This is a genomic window from Lysinibacillus sp. NPDC097195 (assembly GCF_044762075.1).
Classification (GTDB): domain Bacteria; phylum Bacillota; class Bacilli; order Bacillales_A; family Planococcaceae; genus Lysinibacillus.
This window is the reverse complement of the sequence record NZ_JBIWDP010000001.1, coordinates 782456-806698: the sequence shown is the minus strand read 5'-3', so window position 1 is coordinate 806698 and position 24243 is coordinate 782456. Positions and strand designations below refer to the sequence as shown.

The window sequence follows — 24243 nt, the reverse complement described above, 5'->3', positions numbered from 1 at the left end:
CTATCTATTCATAATAACCCTCTGTTGATTTTCTAAATGATTTAAATTGCACAGGATCATGACCAAACCAAACTTGTGAATTCGTCTCATTTGCTAATCGTCGAATTCGTTCAACTGTTGAATTATAGCCGACTGAATCATAAATAATACCAGGTGGCTTAACAGGAGGACCAAAGCTTTCTGCTGTGTAGATAGCATCTGACGCTAAAATTATTCCCCCAGTGTCAGGCATATTAATATGCAAGCCAAGCATACCCCAAGCGTGACCGCTACCAAAATTCAATATATTAATGCCTTCTGCAAGTTTTACATTATCTTCACCACGTTTGATTAGTCGCCATTGTAAGTTGTTCTTAATCCACATATCAATATCCCCCCAAACATATGCGCCGTCCTTAACATTTCTCGCGTATGTTTGTAATGTGCCATTGAATTCATCTTCCTGCACAATAATCGTGGCATTCGTAAATAATTCTAAACAACCTGCATGATCTAAATGAAGATGTGAAGCTACAACATATTTAATATCTTCTGGGCGAACATTTAATTCTTCAAGACGATGGTGTAAATAGCACTCTTCTGGCATATTAATAGGAAATGCTTTTTGAGTAAATTCACCCCAGCGTCCCTCAGGTCCCATTGAGTTTGGATTACATGCCGTATCAAATAAAATTTTCCCTTCTGGATGATCAATTAACACTGTATAAACAGGAAATTCAACAAACTCATTAGGTTGATTTGGATGATCAATTGTTGCAGGATTATGCATCGCAATCATATAGTTTTTATCCATCCGCATCGTGCCATTATCCATAACAAAAAGCTTAGCGTGCTGATTTATCATCTTCATTTATAAACATCCCCATTTCATGATTAGTTGTTATTCCATATAACTAATTTCATCTCAGTCATTTCTTCTATTGCATATTTAATTCCTTCTCTTCCTGTTCCGCTTTCTTTTACTCCACCATATGGCATATGATCTACACGATATGTAGGAACATCATTAATCATGACACCACCTACTTGTAATTTTTTTGATGCTCTAAATGCCGTTTCAATAGTTGGTGTAAAAATGCCAGCTTGTAACCCGTAATGAGAATCATTTATGGCTTCGATTGCTTCATCTATTGTGGACACGGTGTTGACGATTACTACTGGAGCAAAAATTTCTTCACAAGAAACACGGCTATTAGATGAAACATTGTAAAGCACTGTAGGCAATAAAATATTGTTTTCAATACGACCTCCAGTAATTATTTGTGCTCCATTCCTCACGGCTTCTTGAATCCATGTAAGCGCTCGTTGTTGCTCCGTTTCTGAAATCATTGTAGTAAGATCTGTCGTTGGATGAAGCGGATTTCCTAAGGTTAGTAGATTAATTTTTGCTGTTAATTGTTCTAAAAATGGGTCAATTACATTTTCCATGACATAGATTCGTTGGAGTGAAATACATACTTGACCTTGGTTTGAAAACGCTCCCATAACAATGCGATCCATAATTTTATCTAATTGAACACCTTCATCAACAATAACGCCTGCATTGGAGCCAAGTTCTAACGTCACCTTTTTCAAACCAGCTCGATTACGAAGTGATATTCCTACTGCAGGACTGCCTGTAAATGTAATCATTTTTACCTGTGGATGGGCTAAAAACGTATCTCCAATGAGTTTTCCTTGCCCCGTAACTAAATTAAAAGCACCTGCTGGCAAATCTGTTTTAGCTAGTAGTTTCGCTAAAAAATGTGCGGATAGGGCCGTTTGAGTTGCTGGTTTTAAAACAATTGTATTTCCTGCTGCTAATGCAGGTCCTACTTTATGTGCGACAAGATTTTGAGGAAAATTAAACGGTGTAATGGCCGCTATAACCCCAATTGGTTCTCGGAGAGTATAACCAAACCGTCCTTCTCCACCTTTTGAAGCGTCCATCGGAATCAACTCTCCTGCAACGCGCTTTGCTTCTTCTGCAGCAAACTTATATGTTTCAATTGTTCGTTCAATTTCTGCAATTGCATACTTTAGTGGCTTCGCTGATTCTAAAGCAATGATTGATGCGGCTTCTTCTTGATGATCTGCAAATAAATTCGATAATTGTTCTAAAATTTGTGCTCTCTGGAATGCTGTTAAAGACGCCATTTTTGAAGTTGCTTGCTGTGCAGATTCTATTGCATTTTGCACGTCGTCCTTACTTGCCATAGCGAATTTAGCAATTAATTCTTTTGAATACGGGGCATACACATCCGTATACGCCTCAGTCATACGCCATTCGCCGTTTATCAATAATTCTTTCTTCAACTCTTCACCTTCCATTCCTTTATGGTTACGTATTCATTTCAGAAAATAAAGAAATGAATACGTAACCATTTATGAGGTAAAAAAATAAACTGACAAATATCAGTTCATTTTTTTCCTGTGGTGTTTCTTGGGAAAAGTTTAACAGATTCAGTTTGCTGGATGCAAGCACTTTTTTTCTCCATTACATCAAATAATTTTTCAATCGCTAGAAATCCTAGATTTTTTTCCGATTCGATGCCCACTGTAGTCAAGGATATTGAATGGTGTTTACTTAACTCCACATTATCAATACCAATCACATTAAAATCGTTAGGAATAGTGAATCCCTGCTCCAAACATTGGTTAAGAATTTCAATAGCAATTGCATCTGTAGCAGCACAAATCGCTGACGGTCTTGGATTAAGAAGCAATAGTTCTTCAAATACTCGTTTTATATCATCTTTGCTCGTATTTGTAAAAAATGCTGGCACGATATTTGCATCTATTTCTGCTTCTGCTAACGCTCTTTTGAAGCCCTCATACCTTCCATAGAAAGTGCTCATTTCATGTGGTCCACCAATCCAGCAAAGATCCCTATGCCCCAAAGACAACATATGGTTAGTCGCTAAATAACCAGCCTCCACATTATCAATTTCAACAAAATGCTTATTTTCTTTATGTTTACGGTTAAACATAATAAAGGGGATATCTAATTTTTCGAGCTTATAAAATAATGGATCTGTATATCCGATAGAAGATAATATAATCGCATCAACTTTCGTTTCTAATACGGAATTATAAATTGTATGTAAATTTTCTTCCGTTCCAAAATGTACATTTACCTTATAACCCCTCGCATTAGCAAAATTAACTATTGCTGTTGTTGTATCAACAAAAAAGGGATTATGTAAAGGACCAGAAATTAACGTAATAATCCCTGTCTTTTGTTGTACAAGTGATCTTGCAATATCATTTGGTATATAGTTTAATTCTTCAATTGCCTCCATCACCTTTTTTATTGTTTTCGGTTTAACTAGTTCAGGAGTATTTAATACTCGAGAAACAGTTGTCTGTGAGACACCCGCAAACCTTGCTACATCTTTAGAAGAAACCAAAAAACCACCCACTTCATCTTTGTATGCCTATTTTATATCATCATTAGAAGAATGTTAATAGGATGTATCTAGTTAAGTTGCAAGCATAGGTAAATAAAACAAAGCCCTAAAAGAATCCATCACTTTTAGGACTTTGACTTAACAAATACTATGCTTCATATTGAATTTCTAATTTGTTTGGTATTGCTGGAATATCGTTGGATTTAATATCCGTCTCTGCAAGGCGTAATTCTTGTAGAGGGTATTTACTGTGAACCTCAAAAGGAATCTCTATACTTTCCATTTTATTGTTCATCTGACTTCTAGCAAGTAGGCCATTTTTTGATAAATCTATATCAATAATACTGTCGATTGTTTCTTTCAGCATTTGTTGATCTTTTATGCGAAGTGGCATACTATCCTCCATTAGAAATGGTTGGATATTATCTTTAATAAATCCTTGCGCTTCAATTAAACACGAAAACTCATTTAATTTAGCCTCATATAATTTTAATTGTTTTTTTTCTTTGGCACGTTGTTGGTTAAGCTCTTTAACTCTTTTTTCTATTCGAGCTAAACGCTGTTTCGATAATCCAATCAAATAGCTTTGAACTGTTTGCATTTCGTCCATAATTGTGGCTTCCGCTTCACGTACTTTCGCATATTGAGAAACACATTCTTCTTGCTGTTCATTTAAGCGCAAAACACGCTCTTTGAAAAATTCATTTTGGGTATGTTGGCCAAAGATGGCTTTCATGAGTCCTTTGCCATGAATTTTTTTATGTTGCGCATCTAAGCGCTCATATTCTCGCATATATTCGTTGTGCATATTTCGATATTCACGTAAAGTTTGTTGGTAGACTATTGCCTTTTCAGTAAACTGTTCTACGTAATCATCTTGTAAATAATCATTTTGAGAAATCGTTTGTAGGAGCTGATACAACGTTTGTACATTTTTGAATACATTTGCTACTTGTCCATATTCTTGTTCGTATTCTTGTACAATCGCTAAATCACGCTGATAACGTGAAAATTCATATTGTGAATCACCAGCGACCTTTTCTATATTTTCAACGGCTGATTGGAATGGATCACGTTGTGGTATAACTGTTAATTCGAAACGGAAACGTTCTAGCCATTGTAAAAAACGAATAATAATAGCGTACGTTTTTTTATCACTATTCATCGCAACCCGTTGAATTTGCGCAATTAAATGATCATATTGACTTTGATGCCATAATTCTTTATTTTCAGTTCGTTGTGCTTCAAGTGCATCTACTGCCGAAACAGGAACAAAATCGCTAATTAAATGACCAATTCGTTCTTTTTCAGAACTTATAAACGCCTCTGTATTATTATCTTTATCGATTGCATTTACAATGCAAAGAGGGACGACCCCTTTATTTTTTAAAGCTTCCATTAATAAAATTTCTGCATCGATTGCCATTGACTGAGAGCGTAGCACCCAGAAAATTTCATCCACACGATTTATTAAAGATTCAGAGAAATAGGCCATTTCTCCCCCACCCGATTCTAAAGACACAGAGTCGATAATTGTAACAGATTTCAATAAATCATGTTTTATATATACTTCTAGATAATCTAAATGTTCACGTAAAATTTGTGATGCAAAAGTATCTCCAGTAGTGAGTAATTCTAGCTTACTCATATCAAATATTGCCACCATACCATCTAAGAAATAAGCTTTTACTTCCTCATTTTCACCGTAACGTAAAAACGTATTAACCCCTGTCGGATTTTGATCGCTAACAGGTAAAATAGAACGACCAAGAAGTCCGTTCACAAGTGTTGTTTTTCCTACCCGCTCTTTCCCGACTATAAGTACCATTGTTTCATTGTTTGCATCTTGGATTATACGATTTAAGTGCTTAGCTGTATCTTTTACATATGTATTTTGTACAATAATGCTGTGCAGTTGACGTAAACGATCCACAAACTGTGGCAAAATATTATTCGCTGAGGCTGTATAGTCGATTGGCGTAGTGTCAATATTCGTCATCCTCAAAACCTCTTTCCTATGTATCTATAGTTTCATTATAAATGAAACTATTCTAATTCTTATACATAGTTGAAAATTAATAATAAAAAAGGACAAACTACTTAGTTCGGGTTGTCACAAATAGGATTTAGTTCTTAGTTATTTTTTCTTTATTTGCTTTATTTATTGCACAAATAGGTAAATGCAATGAGATTTTCCTCGCTAACAACTAATGCATTAAAAGCTCAATTTTAAGTGCTATCTTTGCTATTCGTCCAACCCCGCCATTCTCGCATACACTTGGCTAAGTGTTGGCATACCGCCTTGTGCGCCTAATTTCTCCACAGACAGTGATGCCGCTATATTAGCAAAATAAACAGCTTCATCCAAAGATTGCCCCTCTGTTAATGCATAAGCAAGTGCACCGTTAAATGTGTCGCCTGCTCCTGTTGTATCTACTACTTTTGTCATATAGCCAGGCACATGTATAGGATATTCTCCATCAAAGTAACACGCGCCATCACTTCCTAATGTAACAATCATCTTATTCGGATATTTTTCTAGTATACTGTCAATATTGTCTCCAAATAACTGGGCACACTCTATTTCATTCGGTGTAATGTAAGTAATGTCCTCCATCCATTGGATATCAAAGTTCGCTGCTGGTGCTGGGTTTAATAATACTGGCACATTAGCATCTTTACATAATTCCAATGCATATGCCGTCGTTTCTTTTGGAATTTCCAGCTGTAAAATTACGATTTTGCTCTGTTCTATCACATCTTTAACCGCATCCAAATGTGACGGCTCCAGCTTATAATTTGCCCCTGGCACGACAATAATCCGGTTATCGTTTTGGTGAATTAAAATATTGGCAATGCCCGTCGGTGCTGATGTTGTAAATAGCGATTTTGTATTAATGTGTTCTTGCGCTAAAACCGTTTGCAATGTATCACCAAAGTTATCATTACCGATACAGCCAATCATTGTTACCTCACTACCTAATCGAGCCGCAGCGATTGCCTGATTTGCCCCTTTTCCACCCGGGCTTGTTTGAAACTGTTCCCCAAGTACGGTTTCCCCTTGCTGAGGAAAATCTCCCATTTGTAAGATTAAATCCATATTTAAACTGCCTATTACAGTAATCATCTAAATCATCCTTTCCGTTGTTCATTACCATTTTACCGAGTATACAATAGAAAGACAAAGGCTTACTCGCTCCAGTTCTTTCAATGCAGCGGCGATTCTACTCGTTTTATCGGCGATTTCTTCCCTTGTATCGGCGATTTCACCCGTTTTATCGGCGATTTCACCCGTTTTATCAGCGATAGCAACACCCCTATAAGCAAAAAAAGTGTTAGATTGATGGTAATCAATCTAACACTTTGTCTCTTTTGTCCCAGTACTCTCTATTTAATAAGCTACACGTTGCGCTTCAAATGCGGCAATATGATCTTCATACTTAATAGTTAGCGCAATTTCATCCAAGCCATTTAATAATGTTTCTTTGTAGTAAGAATCGATGTTAAATGTATAGACTTTACCGTCCTCGCCTGTGACCGTTTGTGCTTGAAGATTCACTTCGACATGATACGGTTTCGCTAAACCTTTTGCTAAAATTTCATCACATTCTGCCTCTGTTAATTTGATCGGTAAAATACCATTTTTAAAACAGTTATTATGGAAAATATCAGCGAATGAAGGTGCAATGACAACATTGAAGCCATAATCTAAAATGGCCCATGGTGCATGCTCGCGAGAAGAACCACAACCAAAATTATCTTGAGCCACTAAAATTTTAGAGTTTTTGAATTCAGGTTTATTTAATACAAAGTCTTGTACTTCATTGCCTTGCGCATCAAAGCGCCAGTGATAAAATAAATACTGACCAAAGCCTGTACGCTCAATGCGTTTTAAAAATTCTTTTGAAATAATTTGATCTGTATCAACATTTTTACGGTCTAATGGTGTAATGACACTATTTACGATATTAATTGGTTCCATATTCAATCATCCCTTCCGTGTAAAATTGAACTTTACACAGTTTCCTTTACGAATTCACGTACATCAACGAAGTGGCCTGCAATCGCTGCAGCGGCTGCCATTGGTGGTGAAACGAGATGGGTACGTGCACCCGCACCTTGGCGCCCTTCAAAGTTACGGTTTGATGTTGAGGCACAGCGCATACCAGCTGGTACCACATCGTCATTCATAGCGAGACACATCGAGCAACCTGATTCGCGCCATTCAAAACCAGCATCGATGAAAATTTTGTCTAGACCTTCTGCCTCTGCTTGTTTTTTTGTCGTATGAGAACCTGGTACAACGATGGCAGTAACGTTTTCATGCACTTTACGACCTTGAATAATGTTCGCCGCAGCACGTAAATCGCTTAAGCGGGAGTTCGTACATGAGCCAATAAATACGTATTGAATATCGATTGAAGTTAACGGTTGCCCTTCTTCTAAGCCCATATAGTCAAGTGCTTTACGCAGAGCTGCTTTATCAGTCTCATCCTGATAATCTGCCTGCGTTGGCACATTTTGCGACACACCAGCACCCATGGAAGGATTTGTCCCCCAAGTGATAATAGGCTCAATTTCCTCGGCTTGGATAATGCGCACTTCATCATATGTGGCATCCTCATCTGATGCTAAACTTAACCAATAGGCTGACGCTTCTTCAAATTTTTCACCTTGTGGTGCATATTTGCGACCACGAATATAATCTACTGTAATTTGATCTGGTGATACTAGCCCTGCCTTTGCACCCGCTTCAATTGACATATTACAAATCGTCATGCGTTCTTCCATTGATAGTTTGTGGATGGCCTCTCCAGTGAACTCCACAATATGCCCTGTACCAACGCCAATGCCGAATTTAGAGATGATCGCTAAAATAATATCTTTAGCAGCAACGCCTACAGGTAGCTCTCCTTCAACACGAATTTCCATTGTTTTAGGTTTGTTTTGCCATAATGTTTGTGTGGACATCACATGTTCTACTTCGGAAGTACCGATACCAAATGCAATAGCACCAAATGCGCCATGTGTAGATGTATGAGAATCACCACAAACAATTGTTTTACCAGGCTGTGTCAAGCCTAATTCTGGTCCAATAACGTGGACAATTCCTTGGTCAGGGTGACCCATACCTGCTAGTTCAATACCGAATTCAGCAGCGTTTTTCGCCAATGTTTCGATTTGATTGCGCGCAATTGGGTCATTGATTGTCGGTAAATTTTTCGTTGGCACGTTATGATCCATCGTCGCAAAGCTTAAATCAGGACGACGCACTTTGCGTCCATTCATGCGTAAACCTTCAAATGCTTGCGGAGAAGTTACTTCATGAATTAAATGGAGATCAATATATAACAGGTCCGGTTTGCCCTCTTCCTGATAAACAACATGTTTATCCCAAATCTTTTCAATTATATTTTTTCCCATTGTCTTCACCTATTTCTTAAATATATGTTGTCATAATACTTTCCGAGACAAAACTTGTATCAATTTCGTTAATTACTTTATCTGTCCATTCATTTGTAGAAAGTGTGCGCCCACCATCACGTGTAAGATCTGCAGTAAAGTAACCATCATCAAACACTGCACTTACTGCACGTTCGATTTCTGCCGCTTCTTCCGCAAGGCCAAATGAGTATTGTAACATCATAGCCACTGACAAAATCGTTGCAGCTGGGTTCGCTACACCTTGCCCTGCAATTTCTGGTGCTGAACCGTGTACTGGTTCGTAAAGCCCGAAATTATCACCACGAATTGATGCAGATGGTAATACACCAAGAGAACCTGTAATAACAGATGCTTCATCACTTAAAATATCACCAAACATATTCTCAGTCACAACGACATCATAGTGAGCTGGATTCGTAATTAATTTCATCGCTACAGAATCTACTAAGTTGTGCTCTACTTCTACATCTGGATAGTCTTTTTTCTTCGCTTCCACTACTTCACGCCATAAACGGCTAGTTTCAAGTACGTTTGCTTTATCGACAGAACATAATTTGCCACCACGTAAACGTGCTAATTCAAAGGCATTTTCAACAATACGCTCTACTTCTGCTGTTGAATACACTGTAGTATCAATCGCGCCATTTTCAGTACGCATACGTGGTTCCCCGAAGTATACGCCGCCTGTAAGTTCACGTACGATCATTAAATCGACGTTTTCGGCTACCTCACGTTTTAAAGGTGAAGCATCTAGTAAACTCGGGAACGCCTTTACTGGACGTAAATTTGCGAATAAATCAAAGTGCTTGCGAATACGTAATAGTCCTTTTTCTGGACGTAGTTCCGGTGGGTTATTGTCCCATTTAGGACCACCTACTGCTCCTAATAGAATTGCATCACTGCTCTCACACATCGCAATTGTTTCATCGGGTAGTGGATTATTATGCTGATCGATGGCAGCGCCTCCGATTGTGCCATAACCTAAATGGAACGTATGGTTGAAACGTTTGCCGATTACTTGTAATACACGAATAGCTGACGCAACCACTTCTGGCCCAATTCCGTCGCCAGGTAGTACTGTAATTTTTTTCTCCATTTATAAAACACCTTTCTTTTTATAGAGTCTGGTTACGCTATTTTAGGAAGACTCTCACCACTTTAAGGAGGTGAGAGCCAAATAATATTAAACTAGTTGACCTTGAGCACGAAGACTTACTTGAATTAAATGGCGGTTAATGGCATTTAAATAAGCTTTAGCCGATGCTTCTAATACATCTTGAGATGAATTTCGACCTGTTGTGGATACACCGTCATAGCGGATATTAATGACCGCTTCACCAAGGGCATCGCGCCCTTTGCCGACCGATTTCACACGGTAATCAATCACATGGATAGCACCTGGTACAAGCTGTTCTAACGTATTAAAAATTGCTTCCACTGAGCCAGAGCCCGTTGCCACTACATTTTTTACGTGACCTTCTGGCGTCACGACAGTTGCCGTAGCGGTTGGAATATTTTCTGTACCATATTGTACTTGCACCATCTTTAGTTCAAATAATGGGACATCTTCAATTTGGACTTGTTGCTCTGTAAGCAGTGTTAGTAAATCTTCTTCGGTAATTTCTTTTTTGCGATCTGCCAGCTGTTTAAATTCCACAAATGCTTTGTTTAATTTTTCATCCGACAGGGTAAAGCCCATTGTTTCTGCACGATCACGGAAAGCAGCACGTCCTGAATGTTTGCCAAGGACAAGTGGCACTTCCCCTTCCCCGATTAAGGCTGGTGAAATAATTTCGTAAGTTTCAGGATTTTTTAACACACCGTCTTGGTGAATACCCGACTCATGGGCAAATGCATTTTTCCCAACGATTGCTTTATTTGGTTGGATCACGACATTCGTAAGCTTACTTACTAATTGAGAAGTTCGCTTAATCTCTTGTAAATTTATACCTGTTTCGACAGGATAAATATCTTTACGGATATGAAGGGCAACCGCGATTTCCTCTAGCGCAACATTTCCTGCACGTTCACCAATACCGTTAATCGTGCCCTCTACTTGCGTCGCACCATTTTCAATAGCCGCAATTGTGTTAGCTGTCGCCATTCCTAAATCGTCATGGCAATGTGCTGAGAACTTAACTTTCTCTGCACCTTTGACATTTTCAAGTAAAAATTTGAATAATGCACCGTATTCTTGAGGTGATGCGTAGCCAACTGTATCTGGCACGTTAATCGTCGTCGCACCTGCAGCAATCACATCATTCATAATACGCACTAAAAATTCACGATCTGAGCGGAAAGCATCCTCAGCTGACCATTGTACAAGCGGGAAAAATTTCTTTGCATATTTCACCGCTTCAATTGCTTGCTCCACTACTTGATCTGGTGATTTTTTTAGTTTGTATTCCATATGAATTGGCGAGGTTGCTAAAAAAATATGAATATGGGGTTGCTGTGCTACTTTAATGGCTTCCCATGTCGTATCAATATCTTTTTGCACGCAACGAGCTAGCCCTGTTACAGTTGAATTTTTTACTGTACTTGCAATGCGCTGCACTGCTTCAAAATCACCGGGCGATGAAGCAGGAAAACCTGCTTCAATAATAGTTACACCCAGACGTTCAAGTTGCTTGGCGATTTCAATTTTCTCCGCTGTATTTAAATTAATACCAGCAGATTGTTCACCATCGCGCAGCGTGGTATCAAAAATATCAATTTTTCGCACTAGTCGCCACTTCTCTCACAACTTTTTCCTTACCTTCGTTAATAAATGGCATCATTGCACGTAATTTTGCACCAACTTCTTCGATTTGGTGGTTTGCACCAGCTTCTTTGAATTTTGTATAGTCTGGACGACCATTTTCATTTTCTTGAATCCAACGACGAGCAAATGTGCCATCTTGGATATCTGTTAATACTTCTTTCATACGGCCTTTTACCGATTCATCAATGATACGTGGACCCGCAACATAGTCACCCCACTCAGCTGTATCTGATACTGAGTAACGCATTGTCGCCATACCACCTTCGAACATTAAGTCTACGATTAATTTTAATTCGTGTAATGTTTCGAAGTAAGCAAGTTCTGGTTGGTAGCCAGCCTCTACTAATGTTTCAAATCCTGCTTTTACTAATTGAGTTGCCCCACCGCAAAGTACTGCTTGCTCCCCGAATAGATCTGTTTCTGTTTCTTCTTTAAATGATGTTTCTAGTAAACCGCCACGTGCAGCGCCAATACCTTTACCGTAAGCAAGCGCTAAATCTTTTGCTTGACCTGTTGCATCTTGATGAATAGCGAATAGTCCTGGTACACCAGCACCTTGTTGGAATTGACGACGCACTAGATGCCCTGGTCCTTTTGGTGCTACTAAAAATACGTCAACATCTGCAGGTGGCGTAATTTGACCGAAGTGAATATTGAAACCATGTGCAAACATAAGTGCTTTACCAGCTTCTAAATATGGAGCAATTTCAGCTTCATAAACTGCTTTTTGACGCTCGTCTGGCAGTAAGATTTGGATGACATCTGCTTCTTGCGCTGCTTCCGCAACTGTTTTAACATCTAAGCCATCCGCTTTTGCTGCATCGAAAGAGCCGCCTGGACGAACACCTACTACTACATCGAACCCTGATTCTTTAAGGTTTAAAGCATGTGCGTGACCTTGTGAGCCGTAACCGATAATTGCGATTTTTTTGCCTTTTAATACGTCCTCGTTGATGTTTTGTTCATAGTACATTGTAGCCATTGTTTGTTTCCTCCTAATATTGGGTATATTTTTTTTGTTGTGATCATGACCTCGTTTGACGGGACAACATCACAATTTTCGATTTTATATGCAAACTATTTTAAAATAGAGAGCTGCGTATTCAAGATTTTTTGCGTTTCACGAACAGATGCGGTAGCACCAGTACGCGTTAATTCTTTAATACCATATGGGCGAATTAGCTCAATAAAGGCATCAATTTTTTCTGGGTGTCCTACTACTTGATAGGTCACAACGTTTTTCGCCGTATCAATAATTTGTGGGCGGAACGGTTCGACAATCGAGTTCATTTCTAGACGTAAATTTGGTGGTGAAATAACTTTTACAAGCGCTAGCTCACGAAGCACGATCGATTTATCTGTAATGTCATTGACCTTCAACACATCAATTTGCTTCGATAGTTGCTTCACTAATTGTTCAATTTTGCGCTCATCTTCTACATTTACAACAAATGTCATTTTAGAGAAGTTTGGCTGTTCAGTATGACCAACTGTGATTGACTCGATATTGAATTGACGCTTCATCAATAAACCGGTAATACGGTTTAACACACCACTTTGATTAATCACTGTTACTGTAATTACTCGTTTCAATTCTTTTTCACCCCAATCATTTCATGTAACCCTTTACCTGGCGCAACCATTGGGTATACACATTCAAGCTGTTTTACACGGCAATCAATTAACGCTGGCTCATCAGATAACAATGCCTCTCGGAAAATACTTTCTGCTTCGTCAATTGTGTCAATTCGATAGCCTTTAATGCCATATGCATCCGCTAATTTAACAAAGTCTGGTTGAATCGGCATCAGTGATGATGAATAACGCTCTTCATAGAAGGTTTCTTGCCATTGGCGTACCATCCCTAAACAGCTGTTATTTAAAATCACAATTTTTACTGGCAAGTTGAATTCTTTTAATAATGAAAGCTCTTGTGCAGTCATTTGGAAGCCTGCATCGCCTACAATCGAAACAACTTTTTTGTCTGGCTTCGCAAATTGGGCCCCAATTGCAGCCGGGAAGCCGAAGCCCATCGTACCAAGTCCACCAGACGTTACCCATCCATGATCATTGTTTAAGCGATAATATTGTGCAGCCCACATTTGGTGCTGCCCGACATCCGTCGTCACAATCGCTTCACCTTCAGTAATTTTATGCACAAGCTCTAATGCTTCTTGCGGTAAAACTTCTGTATCTCCTTCTTCTTTTGAATACCATAATGGATATTCTTTGGCATGATTGTTTAAAAACTCAAGCCATTGTTCTGTATCTGGCGCATCAAAGTCTTTTTTCAATAAAGATTTAAGTGCTTCTTTTGCATCCGCTACAATTGGGATATCGGTCGGAACGTTTTTACCGATTTCTGCTGGATCAATATCGATATGAACAATAGTTGCATTCGGTGCAAAGGTTGCTAAATTACCCGTTAAACGGTCATCAAAACGAGCACCAATATTTATCAGTAAATCGGATTTAGTAATGGCCATATTCGCTGTTACTGTGCCATGCATCCCTGCCATTCCGAGAAATAGTTCATGTTCCCCATGGATTGAACCAAGACCTAGTAATGTGTTGATTACTGGAATTTGATACTTTTCAGCAAATGTAGTTAATTCTTCGCGTGCATCAGCAAATAGTACACCAGCTCCTGCTAAAATGACTGGATTTTTCGCTAATGAAATAGCTTGAATTGCCTTTTGGATTTGCAAATAGTTCGGCTTGTATGTCGGTTGATAACCAGGCAAATAAATTTCTTCAGGTTCCTTCGGTGGATTCTCTACATCAAACAGCATTTGCGAGACGTTTTTTGGGAAATCGACCACAACTGGTCCTTTTCGGCCAGTGTTTGCAATATGGAACGCTTCTTTTACAATGCGTGGGATATCATTGACATCTTGCACTTGATAGTTGTGCTTTGTAATTGGTGTAGTAATGCCCATAATATCTGCTTCCTGGAAGGCATCTGTTCCGATAACTGTTGTTGCTACCTGCCCAGTGAAAACGACTAAAGGGATGGAATCGATCATTGCATCGGCAATACCCGTTACTAAATTCGTTGCTCCCGGACCACTTGTAGCGATAACAACACCCGGTTTATTCGAGACACGTGCATAGCCTTCCGCGGCATGAATCGCACCTTGTTCGTGACGTGTTAAAATATGACGAATTGGATTTTTGTACATGGCGTCATAGATTTGAAGTACTGCTCCACCTGGATAGCCAAAAATAATTTCAACATTTTGATCATGCAGCGCTTGAATTAAAATGTCTGCACCATCTTTCGCTTGAAAAGTTTGTTCTACTTCTTCTGTCGCTACCTGTTCTTTTTCATTGATTGAAACATTCGTACTCATCAACATAAGCCTCCTTCTTGTCTTTCTATTCACATCAGCATACGACTACCCATTCTTGTTCATGAACACTTTAATGATTTAAAGTTGAAAAGGTTTTAGATTTATGCCGGAAAACGGTAAATAGTAAAATACTTCTCTAAAAAAATAATAAAAAGCCCTTTTCTCCGAACGCAAAGAACTACCTTGCGTAGGGATGAAAAAGACTTTTCATGGTACCACCCTTGTTTATAGCAATATTAATTGCTACCTCGCGAATAAATGAAAGCATTTATGAACCAATGCAAGAAAACTCGCATCCAATACGGTGTCATAAATCATTTATTCATTAATAACGAGCACTTCGAATATGCCCGGAACTATCTAATGGCGGTTACGCGTTTAATAGTTCACTCCGAGGGGATGTCGGATCTAGTTGTATCGCCGGCTTCCAGCACGACCGGCTCTCTGGTAGATACAAGGCTCTAGAACCTTTAACCTCATCAACGTTTTATCTTATTTTTAAACTTAAATTTTCATGACGCCACCTGTTGAGGCGCTTGTTACTAGTTTTGAATATCTTGCTAACCAACCGCGTTTGATTTTCGGTTCAAATACTGGTAGTTTGGCACGACGTTGTGCCAATACTTCCTCGGAAACTTCTAAATTGATTGTACGATTTGGCAAATCAATCGTAATAATGTCACCATTTTCAACTAAAGCGATGGGTCCGCCTTCTGCTGCTTCTGGCGAAATATGCCCGATGGAAATACCGCGAGATGCACCGGAGAAACGACCATCGGTAATTAACGCTACTTTAGTGCCAAGACCACGACCTTGAATGGCGGATGTTGGTGCTAACATTTCAGGCATCCCTGGGCCACCTTTTGGTCCTTCATAACGAATGACGACGACATGGCCTTCCTTAACCGTACCGTTATCGATATTTTCTTGCGCTGCCTCTTGTGATTCAAAGACAATGGCTTCCCCTGTAAACACTTTTATAGAAGGATCTACAGCACCAACCTTGATAACGGAACCATCTGGTGCAATATTACCGAATAATACGGATAAACCGCCAACTGGGCTATACGGATTGTCTTTTGTACGAATAACTTGCTCATTTGTAATCTGATAATCTTTTACTAGTTCGCCCATTGTCACACCTGCAACCGTCGGACGATTTGGATGAATAGCGCCTGGAATCGATGCTAATTCATTGATGATGGCACTTACACCACCAGCTTTATTAATATCATCCATTGAAATATCTGAAGCTGGCATAATTTTTGCTAAATACGGTACTCGTTCTGCCACTTTATTAATATCTTCAATGTTATAGTCGATTTCAGCTTCATTTGCGATGGCTAATGTATGAAGAACTGTATTTGTAGAACCACCCATTGCCATATCGAGTGCAAATGCATCGTCAATTGCTTCTTTTGTAATAATGTCACGTGGCTTAACGTCTTCTTTAATCATACGCACTAATTGTTTAGCGGCTTCTTTAATCAGTTTATGACGCTCTTCAGAAGTGGCAACAATTGTACCATTGCCCGGAAGCGCTACACCTAGCATTTCCATTAAGCAGTTCATCGAGTTCGCTGTGAACATCCCTGAACATGAACCACATGTTGGACATGCATTATTTTCAATATCTAACAGCTCTTCAGCTGACATGTTACCTGATTTATGAGCTCCCACACCTTCAAAAACTGAAGTTAAAGAAAGCTGTTTACCTGTAGCAGAAGTACCCGCCTCCATTGGACCACCAGATACAAAAATCGATGGTACGTTTGTGCGAACAGCTGCCATTAACATTCCAGGTGTAATTTTGTCACAGTTTGGAATGTAAAATACGCCATCAAACCAGTGTGCATTTATAACAGTTTCTGCTGAATCTGCGATAATTTCACGGCTTGGTAAGGAGTAACGCATACCAATATGTCCCATTGCAATCCCATCATCAACACCAATTGTATTGAATTCGAATGGAATGCCACCCGCTTCAATTATGGCTTCTTTCACTACATCAGCAAAAGTACGTAAATGAACATGACCTGGAATAATGTCAATATAAGAGTTACAAACCCCAATAAATGGTTTCCCTAAATCCTTAGCTTTTACTTTGCCTGTTGCATATAAAAGACTTCGATGCGGCGCACGATCTACGCCGACTTTAATCATGTCACTTCTCATATTAAACGCCCCTCATTTATTGCTATGTTCGTTTTTATATACAAAATGTTCTGTCTATTTTGTTTAGTTCTAGCTAATTGCCTTTGTTGGCAGCTAATTGTGGAACGAACGTATTAAATTGTTGTTATCATAGTACGAATAACTAGGCTAAGTCAACAGTATTTTTTGAATTGTTTAAACAATTAAAATACTCTGCTAAATTTGAAATCGTTTACATGCTGATTAAGCATCAGTTTTATCTCGAAATGATTAAATTTTGACAATTCGTTCAAATTTAAATTTTTTTATTATATAAAATATTTGTTATGAATTAAATGTAAAAGCGATTATTCTTTTCCAAAATAATCACAGAGTTTATCACGAGCAAGATGAGTTTTTACACTATAAATAATTTTTTTAAGTACTGTGTGAAAAATAGGTTGTCCGGATCATAATTTGCTCGAATGGCTAAAAACTTATCGACATTTGGATACATTGCATGGACATGGGAGGCAGTTAAATGATTTTGTTTGCCCCAATGTGGACGGCCCTGATATTTTTGCATTAACGTATGAACCCATGTAAAATAGGGCTCCTCCGCCATTCCTTTATACATATGGAAGGCAATAAAGGCAGATTCTTCTCCTTGTGTCGGACTTAAATAACCGGCTTCACCTGCAGTCGTTCGACATTCTAAAGGAAAATGTACATGCAAATGCCCTTTTTTAAACGTAGCATGAATTTCTTCCATACATGCTTCAAATTGTGGTAATGCTATCGCATACTCACTTTCTTGGAATTTCACACTGCGAGGCGAAGGGAAAATTTCATAGCTAATCCCCATTTTCTCGGCCTCCACCACATTTGCAGCAGCTAATTTACTCATCGCCCCACTTAAAGATGGCCTCCACTTACACAGTTCCGACATGGCAAAAAATGCACCGTTTTCTACGATTTGCAGTTTTATATTTTCCACATATTTGTTCCATTGACTTTGATAGATGGGGGCCATTGCATTCATTCGTTTAATTTGAATGGTCTCGCTAGCAGGGAAGTAAAACCATTCCACATGACGATGCTGCCGGATATCTTGAGCAAAGGACGCTAGGCCATTTGTTAACGTATCCCTTGTCCCGATATAGTATAGGCTATAAAGTGGTATTACTTTGATTGTTACTTTTACTAGTACACCAAGCATGCCGAGTGACACATGGAGAGTTTCGGATAATTCATCTGAACCTCTACTATGTTCGTTAAATTGGCCCTTGCCATCGACAAAGCACCAGCGTGTTACTGCCGACGATAGCGAGCCTAACGTCACACCTGTTCCATGTGTACCAGTGGAAATAGCCCCTGCAATAGTTTGTTCTTGAATATCGCCCATATTGATAAGAGCAAAACCATATTTAGCAAGCTGTGGTCCAATTTCGTATAAATATGTGCCTGCCCAGAATGTCGCCTCTTGTTTTTCAGCATCAATCGCAATCAGCCCTCGCATATTATGTAATGACAGTGCAATATGCTCAGGCATAGCAACCGCACTAAACGAATGTGCAGCACCTGTCACCCGGATGGTTTTTTTGGATTCTCGCGCGTGTTCCACGACGTTGATTACTTCATCGATAGAGCGAGGTACATACATCTCACTTGGATAAGAAATGACATTGCCTGCCCAATTTGTCCACTTGCCTCCACTTTTCCACTTTTCTATAGAAAACATTGGCCGTCCCCCCTATAGGTTGCAAAACTATCCACATAAGCGTCTCCCCTAATTGCATGAAGTGCTGGAAATCTCTCGCATAATTCCCCTGCTTTTGCATGGCGAAAATAAATGGTGTCCCCTATTATTATCTCTTTCCCAGTAACTTTAATTGGCGTCTGCACTTCTCCTGCTCCTTCTAAGCTGAGCAATGAAAAATAAGCAGGCTCATAAAAAGCTGGATAACGATCGGTTGCCATCGCTCCAGACGCCGGATAGCCTCCGCCATGACAAACCACAATATGCGGTGTCGGTTTGCGTGTAACACGCAGTGCAAAACCCGCTGCCTTAGCAAGTTGCAAATGCGAATACTGGTCAAAAAGTGCTGGTGCATAAAATGCGGAACCAACTGTGATTTCAGTCACTTCTTTTTGATTGGCTGTGTACGTCATGCTGCCCGTACCACCGCCATTCACAAAGCGCACATGCGGAAAATAAGCTTTAATATGCGCAATAACTAATCTACGAAACTGCGTTACTTGTTTTTTTGCTTGTTTTTGCATGTAATCAATTAACTTACCTTTTAAAACGCTTGCAGGTCGATTCCCAACGCCTGCTATTTGCGCTTCATAGCCCATCACACCTACAACTTCTATATGCGATTGTTCTTTAATATAGTATAAAAAAGGTGTGATGCACTCGAGAGAATGCAGGGATGAGCGCCTCGTACCGAAATAAAGCACTTTAAAATCAGTCGATACATTAATATCAATACAAATGGATACCTTCACCTCAAGCTCAGCACCTAATTTCTCTAAAAGCGCTATATGTTCAGGTCGATCAACCATAAAAATGACCGTACGTCCTTCTTTGACAAACTGTAACAGCTGTCGAACCGCTATTTCTTCCATTATGGGATAGCCAATTAACATATCATCAAATTGCTGTTCCAGTAAAAATAATGTTTCGGCAGCAGTAAATGTCATAAAACCTGCTAGATTCGAGAGGTTTTGCTGTAAATATTGCAGCACCTCCACAGACCGAATCGATTTGGTAGCAATGCGGATTTTTTTCTGTGCGCATGCTTGCTGAACCATGCTAATATTGTGATCCAGTGCGTCTAGATCAAGCCAGGCAAATGGACGCTCTAATCCTTTGAATGCTTGTTGAAATCTTGTCGTCATTTTATCCCCCCCTCATCTAATTTATATATTTGATTATTTTAAAAAACTTCCTCTTAATGAGAGCAAAATTTTATTTATAGACAACAAAAAACAACCGTGGACTACGACGAAATTGCCTTCACGGTTGTTTTAGGATAGGTCAAGCATTATACTCACCTTTCTATTGTATTTTTAAGAGTTTACGATGCATATACGAATTCCATAGCTAAATTTATTACCACTACTAAATGTAGCGCTGCGATAAGAAAACCTTGGCGATCTAAACGTTTCATAACAGTCATATTCATAAACTATCACCTCTTCTTTTTTTCACATTATACGCGCACTTCCGTCATTTTTCAAACTATTCTTAATATTAAAATAGGACTATTTTTCTGACAACCAAAACCAAATATGGCATCATAAGAGCATAATGATGTTAAAAGGAGTGGACAATAAATTGAAAAAAGCAGCATTACTTGTGATTGATTACACGAATGATTTTGTAGCTTCAGACGGTAAATTAACATGTGGGGAACCAGGACAATTACTTGATGCACCTATTACAGCACTAATTGAACAATTCATTGCTGAACAACATTTAGTCGTTTTCGCTAACGACTTACATGAAGAAAATGATCCGTTTCATCCAGAAACAAAGCTTTTTCCTCCTCATAATATTCGAGGCACACTTGTCGATGCTTATAATTTGGGCATTTCCACTGTTATTTATGCAAATGCTGTCGCTAGTTTTGACGCAGCAGGTCATGAATGGGCTTTACGCCATTTTGAACATACGTTAGGTGCAAAAGTAGTGAAATAACAAAAGCAACGCATAAAAAAAGAGCGATTCAGGTTTAATTATCTTCAAACAGGATATAACTAAGTAATGCCATTATATCTTAACTTTGAGGAGATGAATCATTATGATCAGTTTCATTTGGTATTTAATCATCGGAGGAATTTTAGGTTGGTTAGCTGGCGTCATTTTAGGAAAAGATATTCCTGGAGGCATTATTGGTAATATCATTGCCGGGATTATCGGTTCTTGGATAGGTAGTATGGTTTTAGGAAACTGGGGTTGGAAAGTCAGTGATTTCTACGTATTCCCAGCATTAATTGGAGCAATCGTACTTATCTTCATTGTGAGTCTTATTTTAAAGGGTATGCGTAAAGCTACTTAATTATGTATAAAAGAGCCATCTAAAAGCGATGGCTCTTTTTGTATTATTTATATCAGTATTTCAACTAAACATCCATCGTTAAATAGACTGCAATTTTTTAAAATGCTGATACAATGGTCGCTCTAAGCCAAGATGTTCTCGCAAAGTATTTCCTTCATACTCTTTACGAAACAACCCCCGCTCCTGAAGAACAGGAATCACTAAATCTACAAAATCGTCCAATCCAACAGGAAGGACTGGTGGCATAATATTAAAACCATCACAAGCATATTCATTAAACCAAAGTTCCAATAAATCTGCTAACTGCTCAGGTGTGCCGACAAATTGTAAATGTCCACGAGCTCCTAGCATTTTACGTCCTAACTCCACAATAGATAAGTTCTCCGTTCTAGCCGTATCAATGAATAATTGGACACGACTTTTCATACCATTTGATGCCGCAGCTACATCAGGCAAGTTTTCAGGTAAAGGCCCATGTGGATCAAAACTTGTTAAGTCAAATCCTAAAAAGCCCGCAACAGCCGTGACCGCATCTTGTTCCGTAATAAGATTTTGCAATTGCGCATGCTTTGCCCAAGCCTCTTCTTCCGTTCGTGCAACAATTGGTGAAATCCCTGGCATAATTTTTATACTATTCTCCTGGCGCCCCTGAGCAGCTAATTTTTCATGAATGCTTCGATAAAACTGTTGTGCCGATTCAAGAGACTGCTGTGCAGTAAAGACCACTTCACCTGTTTTCGCTGCAAAATCTTTGCCCGCTTCTGATGACCCTGCTACCACAAGCACTGGATATCCTTGGGGAGGTCGAGGTACATTTAATGGACCTTTCGAGCTGTACCAGCGTCCTTTGTAATTAACTTCTTTTACTTTCTGCGCATGAGCAAATAAGCCATTTTCTTTATCTAATGCAATGGCATCATCCTCCCAGCTATCCCATAACTCCGTGACAAGATCAACAAATTCTTCAGCCATTTCATAACGGAGGGCATGATCAGGATGCTTATCTTTTCCATAGTTTTGTGCCTCAATATCCAGTTGAGATGTCACGATATTCCAGGCAGCACGCCCTTTACTTATATGGTCTAATGTCGCATATCGTCGCGCCACATTATAGGGCTGATTATATGTCGTAGAAACTGTAGCAGTTAGTCCTAATTTTGTTGTAGAAGTCGAAATTGCTGAAAGTAGCGTGACTGGATCAAGCATTCCTGAAGCTGCCTTTTCAACATTCATTGCATATAATAAGTCCGCTAAAAACATCATGTCGAATTTCCCACGTTCTGCTGTCTGCGCTAAATCTTTATATAAATCGACAGAAAAAATTTCGTTGCTCCGTGCTGCTGGATGGCGCCAACTTGCGCTATGATGGCCGCTGTAGTAAATAAAAGCCCCTAATCGTAATTGTCCTGCTCTTTTCACCATAATATATCCCTCTTATCCTTTGAAAGTATCTCGCCATTTTAAGCTTTTCCGTTCTAGCGCATAGACGAGTGAATCTGAACATTTCCCTAACAATGCAAACATTAAAAGGCCAACGAACACAATATCTGTTTGCGCATATGCACGCGCATCTTGAATCATATAGCCAAGCCCTGCACTTGTTCCCATCATTTCGCTCACTACAAGCACTAACCAGGAAGTCCCCAGTGCTAAACGCAAACCTAGTAAAATATTCGGGAGTGCTGATGGCAACATAACTTTAGTTATCGTTTGCCAAAACGAAAACTGTAATATCTTTGCCACTTCCATTAACTTTTCATCAACTAACCGGATTCCTAAAAAGAAGTTCACATAGACTGGGAAAAATGCGCCAAGTGCAATCATTAGCACTTTTCCAAATTCACCCAAACCAAACCACAATATAAATAATGGTATTAACGCAAGCAAAGGGACGGTACGAAGCATTTGCAAACTAGGATCAATCACTTCTTGCACAAGTCGGCTAAAACCTGTTAAGACACCAAGTATAATGCCTGTTCCTGCCCCAAGCACAAATCCTATGAACACCCGTTGCCCACTGACAGCAAAGTGATATAAGAGTTCCCCATTGCCAAGTAACGTTGCAAACGTTGTTGCTATTTTGATGGGTGTCGGTAAGATATGTTCTTCGACAAAACCTAAACTTCCAATAGTTTGCCATAGAAGTAGGACGAGCACCGGAACAATCCATGGGACAATCATATTCATCCAGTGGCATGTGTGTGTTTGCTTTCGGGTATAATTTTGCTCATTGTGTACAACTGCCATCCATTCATCCTCCTTTAAAATTTTGCTGCCAACGTAAACATTTACGTTCTATCCATAAAATCAGTGAATCCGATAGTTTACCGAGTGCCGCAAAAATCATAATGCCGACAAAGACTGTTGGTATCATGGCCATTGCACGTGCATCATTGATTAAAAACCCAATACCAGATGTTGAGCCCATCATTTCGGCTACGACTAATCCTAGCCAGGCAATACCTAACGATAAACGAATCCCTAATAAGATGTTTGGCAGGGCAGAGGGTACAATGACCTTCGTCAATAAGTGCCACCTACTAAATTGCAGTATATTTGCCACTTCCAGTAATTTTCGGTCTATCGAACGTATGCCCAAAAATGTATTGACGTAAAGTGGGAAAAATGACCCTTTCGCTATTAACAGCAGCTTGGAAGTTTCCCCAAAGCCAAACCATAAAATAAATAATGGAGCAATAGCTAAATGTGGTAACATTCTAAGCATTTGGATTGAAGGATTAAGTAGCCTTTCCGACAGATAGGAGAAGCCTACTAAAATCCCAGCTAGCAATCCTAGCCCTCCCCCTAAAACAAAACCTCCTAATGCACGCCAAGTTGATATTTGTAGATGCCCTAACAAGTTCCCATGTTGCACCAAATAGATAAACTCCAGCACAATATCAGAAGGCATCGATAAAAGTAATGGATTTAAATACGCATTGCGTCCAGCAATTTCCCAAACAATGAGTAGCCCAATTGGTAAAATCGAGCCCAAAACTAGCTTTCGAAGTTGTGCGTGCGAATTTAGTCGCTGTTTCTTGCGTGTTTCTTGGATACTTTTCTCAATGGTCGCTTCCACCCTAGGCAACTCC

The 24243-nt window shown here is 39.2% G+C and carries 20 protein-coding genes; 2 read left to right on the top strand and 18 right to left on the bottom strand.

Annotation, left to right across the window (positions count from 1 at the left end):
• Positions 1-4: 4 nt before the first annotated feature.
• From ahlS to ACIQXI_RS03990, 15 genes are all read right to left on the bottom strand, one after another.
• Positions 5-850: an AhlS family quorum-quenching N-acyl homoserine lactonase gene (gene ahlS / locus ACIQXI_RS04060; protein ID WP_173478915.1), complete on the bottom strand. Its 846-nt coding sequence runs from the start codon at positions 848-850 to the stop codon at positions 5-7.
• Positions 851-873: 23 nt separating this feature from the next.
• Positions 874-2295, bottom strand: a complete 1422-nt coding sequence (locus ACIQXI_RS04055; RefSeq protein WP_402921877.1) for an aldehyde dehydrogenase family protein — start codon at positions 2293-2295, stop codon at positions 874-876.
• A gap of 104 nt (positions 2296-2399) precedes the next feature.
• Positions 2400-3389: a LacI family DNA-binding transcriptional regulator gene (locus tag ACIQXI_RS04050; protein WP_402921875.1), complete on the bottom strand. Its 990-nt coding sequence runs from the start codon at positions 3387-3389 to the stop codon at positions 2400-2402.
• A 148-nt stretch (positions 3390-3537) separates the two neighbouring features.
• On the bottom strand, positions 3538-5388 hold the full coding sequence (locus ACIQXI_RS04045) for a dynamin family protein (RefSeq protein ID WP_402921873.1): 1851 nt from the start codon (positions 5386-5388) through the stop codon (positions 3538-3540).
• A 246-nt stretch (positions 5389-5634) separates the two neighbouring features.
• Positions 5635-6516, bottom strand: a complete 882-nt coding sequence (rbsK, locus tag ACIQXI_RS04040) for a ribokinase (protein WP_402921871.1) — start codon at positions 6514-6516, stop codon at positions 5635-5637.
• Positions 6517-6780: 264 nt separating this feature from the next.
• Entirely contained in the window at positions 6781-7371 is a 591-nt protein-coding gene (gene leuD / locus ACIQXI_RS04035; protein ID WP_402921870.1) for a 3-isopropylmalate dehydratase small subunit, read from the bottom strand.
• A 32-nt stretch (positions 7372-7403) separates the two neighbouring features.
• A complete protein-coding gene (leuC, locus tag ACIQXI_RS04030) occupies positions 7404-8813 on the bottom strand; it encodes a 3-isopropylmalate dehydratase large subunit (protein ID WP_402921869.1) in 1410 nt (469 codons plus the stop codon).
• A gap of 16 nt (positions 8814-8829) precedes the next feature.
• Positions 8830-9930 carry a 3-isopropylmalate dehydrogenase gene (gene leuB, locus ACIQXI_RS04025; protein ID WP_402921867.1) on the bottom strand — a complete coding sequence of 367 codons (1101 nt, stop codon included), beginning with the start codon at positions 9928-9930 and terminating at the stop codon, positions 8830-8832.
• Between the two features lie 87 nt (positions 9931-10017).
• Positions 10018-11559, bottom strand: coding sequence for a 2-isopropylmalate synthase (locus ACIQXI_RS04020; RefSeq protein ID WP_402921865.1), 1542 nt, complete (start codon positions 11557-11559; stop codon positions 10018-10020).
• Positions 11546-12598: a ketol-acid reductoisomerase gene (gene ilvC / locus ACIQXI_RS04015; protein ID WP_402925653.1), complete on the bottom strand. Its 1053-nt coding sequence runs from the start codon at positions 12596-12598 to the stop codon at positions 11546-11548. Before ilvC ends, ACIQXI_RS04020 begins: the two co-directional genes overlap by 14 nt.
• A 77-nt stretch (positions 12599-12675) precedes the next feature.
• Positions 12676-13191 (bottom strand): acetolactate synthase small subunit, encoded by a 516-nt coding sequence (gene ilvN / locus ACIQXI_RS04010; RefSeq protein WP_402921863.1) that lies wholly within the window; start codon positions 13189-13191, stop codon positions 12676-12678.
• The gene (gene ilvB, locus ACIQXI_RS04005) at positions 13188-14951 is read right to left on the bottom strand and encodes a biosynthetic-type acetolactate synthase large subunit (RefSeq protein WP_402921861.1); all 1764 of its coding nucleotides are present in this window, start codon (positions 14949-14951) and stop codon (positions 13188-13190) included. Before ilvB ends, ilvN begins: the two co-directional genes overlap by 4 nt.
• Before the next feature lie 504 nt (positions 14952-15455).
• Positions 15456-17126, bottom strand: a complete 1671-nt coding sequence (gene ilvD / locus ACIQXI_RS04000) for a dihydroxy-acid dehydratase (RefSeq protein WP_402921859.1) — start codon at positions 17124-17126, stop codon at positions 15456-15458.
• A gap of 376 nt (positions 17127-17502) precedes the next feature.
• On the bottom strand, positions 17503-18825 hold the full coding sequence (locus tag ACIQXI_RS03995; RefSeq protein ID WP_402921857.1) for a D-arabinono-1,4-lactone oxidase: 1323 nt from the start codon (positions 18823-18825) through the stop codon (positions 17503-17505).
• Complete coding sequence (locus ACIQXI_RS03990) at positions 18813-19988, bottom strand: amino acid deaminase/aldolase (RefSeq protein WP_402921855.1); 1176 nt, start codon at positions 19986-19988, stop codon at positions 18813-18815. The genes ACIQXI_RS03995 and ACIQXI_RS03990 overlap by 13 nt, the downstream gene beginning before the upstream one ends.
• Positions 19989-20403: 415 nt before the next feature.
• On the opposite strand from ACIQXI_RS03990, the gene ACIQXI_RS03985 reads away from it, so the two are divergent.
• Together ACIQXI_RS03985 and ACIQXI_RS03980 are read left to right on the top strand one after the other, a co-directional pair.
• Entirely contained in the window at positions 20404-20790 is a 387-nt protein-coding gene (locus tag ACIQXI_RS03985; protein ID WP_402921853.1) for a cysteine hydrolase family protein, read from the top strand.
• Between the two features lie 103 nt (positions 20791-20893).
• The gene (locus ACIQXI_RS03980) at positions 20894-21151 is read left to right on the top strand and encodes a GlsB/YeaQ/YmgE family stress response membrane protein (RefSeq protein WP_402921851.1); all 258 of its coding nucleotides are present in this window, start codon (positions 20894-20896) and stop codon (positions 21149-21151) included.
• Between the two features lie 78 nt (positions 21152-21229).
• Here the strand turns inward: ACIQXI_RS03980 and ACIQXI_RS03975 are convergent, their stop codons facing one another.
• The 3 genes from ACIQXI_RS03975 to ACIQXI_RS03965 are packed head-to-tail and all read right to left on the bottom strand — an operon-like array spanning position 21230 to position 24230.
• Complete coding sequence (locus ACIQXI_RS03975; RefSeq protein WP_402921850.1) at positions 21230-22573, bottom strand: LLM class flavin-dependent oxidoreductase; 1344 nt, start codon at positions 22571-22573, stop codon at positions 21230-21232.
• A 12-nt stretch (positions 22574-22585) separates the two neighbouring features.
• Positions 22586-23398: an ABC transporter permease gene (locus ACIQXI_RS03970; protein ID WP_402921848.1), complete on the bottom strand. Its 813-nt coding sequence runs from the start codon at positions 23396-23398 to the stop codon at positions 22586-22588.
• 4 nt (positions 23399-23402) lie between these two features.
• Positions 23403-24230, bottom strand: a complete 828-nt coding sequence (locus tag ACIQXI_RS03965; RefSeq protein WP_402921846.1) for an ABC transporter permease — start codon at positions 24228-24230, stop codon at positions 23403-23405.
• Positions 24231-24243 lie beyond the last annotated feature (13 nt).

What these genes read in the sequence shown, in the direction of transcription:
- ahlS (WP_173478915.1), bottom strand. Translation starts at nt 850, where the DNA reads ATGAAGATGATAAATCAGCACGCTAAGCTTTTTGTTATGGATAATGGC.
- ACIQXI_RS04045 (WP_402921873.1), bottom strand. Translation starts at nt 5,388, where the DNA reads ATGACGAATATTGACACTACGCCAATCGACTATACAGCCTCAGCGAAT.
- rbsK (WP_402921871.1), bottom strand. Translation starts at nt 6,516, where the DNA reads ATGATTACTGTAATAGGCAGTTTAAATATGGATTTAATCTTACAAATG.
- leuD (WP_402921870.1), bottom strand. Translation starts at nt 7,371, where the DNA reads ATGGAACCAATTAATATCGTAAATAGTGTCATTACACCATTAGACCGT.
- leuC (WP_402921869.1), bottom strand. Translation starts at nt 8,813, where the DNA reads ATGGGAAAAAATATAATTGAAAAGATTTGGGATAAACATGTTGTTTAT.
- leuB (WP_402921867.1), bottom strand. Translation starts at nt 9,930, where the DNA reads ATGGAGAAAAAAATTACAGTACTACCTGGCGACGGAATTGGGCCAGAA.
- ilvB (WP_402921861.1), bottom strand. Translation starts at nt 14,951, where the DNA reads ATGAGTACGAATGTTTCAATCAATGAAAAAGAACAGGTAGCGACAGAA.
- ilvD (WP_402921859.1), bottom strand. Translation starts at nt 17,126, where the DNA reads ATGAGAAGTGACATGATTAAAGTCGGCGTAGATCGTGCGCCGCATCGA.
- ACIQXI_RS03995 (WP_402921857.1), bottom strand. Translation starts at nt 18,825, where the DNA reads ATGTTTTCTATAGAAAAGTGGAAAAGTGGAGGCAAGTGGACAAATTGG.
- ACIQXI_RS03990 (WP_402921855.1), bottom strand. Translation starts at nt 19,988, where the DNA reads ATGACGACAAGATTTCAACAAGCATTCAAAGGATTAGAGCGTCCATTT.
- ACIQXI_RS03985 (WP_402921853.1), top strand. Translation starts at nt 20,404, where the DNA reads ATGTTAAAAGGAGTGGACAATAAATTGAAAAAAGCAGCATTACTTGTG.
- ACIQXI_RS03980 (WP_402921851.1), top strand. Translation starts at nt 20,894, where the DNA reads ATGATCAGTTTCATTTGGTATTTAATCATCGGAGGAATTTTAGGTTGG.
- ACIQXI_RS03975 (WP_402921850.1), bottom strand. Translation starts at nt 22,573, where the DNA reads ATGGTGAAAAGAGCAGGACAATTACGATTAGGGGCTTTTATTTACTAC.
- ACIQXI_RS03970 (WP_402921848.1), bottom strand. Translation starts at nt 23,398, where the DNA reads ATGGCAGTTGTACACAATGAGCAAAATTATACCCGAAAGCAAACACAC.